Source organism: Oculatella sp. FACHB-28 (assembly GCF_014696015.1).
Classification (GTDB): domain Bacteria; phylum Cyanobacteriota; class Cyanobacteriia; order Elainellales; family Elainellaceae; genus JAAUTN01.
The window spans coordinates 1-3,100 of sequence record NZ_JACJPJ010000008.1; the positions used below are offsets into that span (position 1 = coordinate 1).

The window sequence follows — 3,100 nt, forward strand, 5'->3', positions numbered from 1 at the left end:
CAAGGGGACAGTGTGTCTCAAGCCAAGTTTATTGAAGCAATCTTTGAAATTGCTGCTTAAGGGAATGAAAACGATACGATCGTTTGTCCCTAATCAGTTTTTGCGACACAACCTCCTATCTTAAAGGTTTTGTCGCAATGGCAAACATTCGGCTGGGTGTGGACATGGGCAATGGTGGGGGGCATCTTCGCGTTTTCGCAATGGCAATGGAAGAATGTTAGGCGATCGCTGATTCGTACTGCCATATCCATAATGGTTGCCACGATCTTCTTATATGGACTGTGTTTTTTGGGTTTGCTGAGGGGCACATGGCTACCATTTATTCCGTCGCTATTAGCTCTGATTTTGTACAACAGCGTGGTGATAATTCATCTGATTTATCGATTGCAAAAGGGCTCTACCGTTTCGTCACAGTGACTTTGAACCGTGCGATTTTGAACCGTGTGATTTTGAACAATATGACAAAGACCTCCACTCGATTCGGTTTTTCAAAACATGTCTTAGTATGGGCAGGTGTTTTGTTGATAGGAAGTATGACAATCGACTTCACACTTCCTCCTGCCCAAGCTAGCTCTCTTACATTAACCTCACTTCAAACCAAACAAGTGAGGGGACAGGTTCCAGGACGAAGAGGCGGCGGCGCACGACGCGGAGACTGTCCAGCTCCCTCAATCGAATTAACGGCACTGGTTCCTATGACTGAAGTTCCAACAGAAACTCTGCCTGAAACCTATGTTGGAGGCAGCACAACGGTCGAGTATCCAACGTTCTGGTTTTATGTTCCCTACTTGCAGACTGCCAACCTATCTGCAGAGTTCATTCTACAGAATGATACAGGTCAAGATGTTTACCGAATCACATCAGCCGACCTTCCTGCATTTGAGCACACTCCAGGCATCATCAGCATTTCTCTTCCCTCTACGATCGCCCCTCTAGAAATCGGTAGAGTTTATCAATGGTATTTCAAGTTGAACTGTGGAACAGAAGCGCCGATGTATGTGCAAGGTGGCATTGAGCGGATTCCTCTTGATCCAGATCTAGCCTATCAACTTGCTCATGCGTCTCCTCAGGAGCGAGTCAATCTTTATTTAGAGAATGACATTTGGTATGACGCAATCACCATGCTGGCTCAGCTTCATCGTATCAATTCAAGCAATACAACAATTGAATCCGCTTGGATAAATTTGCTGCAATCAATTGGATTAGAAAATATTCCAACAGATTGAGAAGAAAGATGAAAAGACAAAAAACTATCCTCATTGTTTTGGCTGGGATGGCTGTCTTTAGCTATTTCTCGTCAGGGGCGATCGCAAGCTATTTTTCGTCAAATGCGATTAGCGCGGAGCGCAACTCTGAAGAAAGCTCAGAACCATCCGTTGATTCTCTCGTCCTATCGAATTTTGGTTCTCTTGTCCTATCAGATTTGAACGAGAACCTGCTAAGCCTATCTGTAGAGTTGAGGTACGAAGTAAATCAAGCGTTGGAAGAGTCTGAGAAAGACGATGTGGGATGTGTAGCGCCCACGATTCGTCGTCCCTTTACGGATCTCAATCATATTAGAATTGCTCCTTTCTTTTGCTTCTTCACCGAAGATAAGTCCCTCATGATTAAAGCCGAAAATCTTGCCATACTGCCCAACGGCGAGATAACTCGGCTTGAGGAATTGCTCAGGCGCAACAATATTCCCCAAGGAGTGCTCATACAATTTAGTTTGACATCCTGGCAGTGGATGGATGCAAATCATCAAAGCGCTGTGAATGAATCCACAGAGGCAGATAGATAACTTCTACCTTATCCTTCAAACATCTGACTCACAATATCCTGGTAACGCTCCATCACCACATTGCGACGCAGACTTAACTTCTGGGTGAGGCAGCCATTTTCAATTACATTGTCCTGTGCATCAATATAGCGATTGGTATGAGTAATGATGGTGTTGTCTGCATTTGACTGAAAACTTCTGATGGCTCGTTTACTTTGGCTTACTTCTTGGTTGGAGGAATACGCTGTCCAAAGTCCATTTTAGATTGTTCATACATTTTCTCAACGCAAGGAATCAGTGAGTAAAAGTAAGTCTTTTTATCAAGTTTTGCTGTTGCTGCATGAAATGTTAATCATTACAGATATTCTTAAGCTAGTGATTAACTGCGTTTCATTAAACAACAGCAGACAAATAATCGCAGCAATAAAGCGAACCTGGGTGGAGAACCTTGACTCCTTCGTCCGAACAAGTTCCGAACTCTCTTCGCTACTTTCTTGATACGTTTGAGAGCAAAAGCTCGGCAACTGAGAACGTCAGAGCTTATAGGCTTTGAGCTGTAAATCGCGAAACTAGCATTGGAGAAACTTCAATGAACGAAGCTCATGTAATTCCAGTAGTTCGATCGCTGCGGGAATATCAGGTTTATCGTATCGACCCAGATGCCACAAACCGCTTAGCGATCATTTTTGATCCGGCAGTTGCTAAGCGATCGCTCACATCTTGTATCGAAATTTTTGACGTTGGTGGAAAAACGCCACCAAATCAGCATCAATTTGCAGTCGAGATGTTTTTTGTATTAGAAGGGGAAGGCGTTGCAATTTGTGATGGCAAAGAAGTTGCAATTTGCTCTGGCGATAGTTTGCTTGTACCGCCAACCGGAACTCATGAAATCCGTAATAGTGGGTCAACACGACTTTACACGCTTACGATTATGGTGCCAAACGAGGGTTTTGTAGAATTAATTCGTAGCGGTGTTCCAGACGAACTCGATGCTGAAGATTTAGCAGTACTGCGACGTAGGTCCGTGCTTTAATCATCGAAAGTAGAGCTAAAAACAATATGAAGCGATTCCGAGCCACCACATTTAGTACATCTGCGTAAGTCCTGAGAACATTAGGAGAAATACGCCACGAATTTGAAAGCCGCGCTATCCGTCGTGCAAACGTACAATCAGAATTGCCTTTTCAAGAGTGATTATGTGGATAACAACCAGCATGGATTGAGCATCAACAAAGACGAAACATTAACACAGCCGATCGAAGTTTAGCCATCATCAGATTTATATTTCTTTATAGAAGAACGCATAATTTCAGCCACTCCAGCTTGAGAACTTGATAG

At 43.6% G+C, this 3,100-nt stretch carries 3 protein-coding genes; all 3 read left to right on the forward strand.

From position 1 onward, the window contains the following. The first annotated feature begins 533 nt into the window (after window positions 1-533). A complete protein-coding gene (locus tag H6F88_RS00115; RefSeq protein ID WP_190640734.1) occupies window positions 534-1,226 on the forward strand; it encodes a DUF928 domain-containing protein in 693 nt (230 codons plus the stop codon). A gap of 8 nt (window positions 1,227-1,234) precedes the next feature. Beyond that, window positions 1,235-1,783: a hypothetical protein gene (locus H6F88_RS00120; RefSeq protein WP_190640735.1), complete on the forward strand. Its 549-nt coding sequence runs from the start codon at window positions 1,235-1,237 to the stop codon at window positions 1,781-1,783. A 568-nt stretch (window positions 1,784-2,351) separates the two neighbouring features. After that, window positions 2,352-2,795 carry a cupin domain-containing protein gene (locus H6F88_RS00130; RefSeq protein ID WP_190640736.1) on the forward strand — a complete coding sequence of 148 codons (444 nt, stop codon included), beginning with the start codon at window positions 2,352-2,354 and terminating at the stop codon, window positions 2,793-2,795. The last annotated feature ends 305 nt before the right edge of the window (window positions 2,796-3,100 follow it).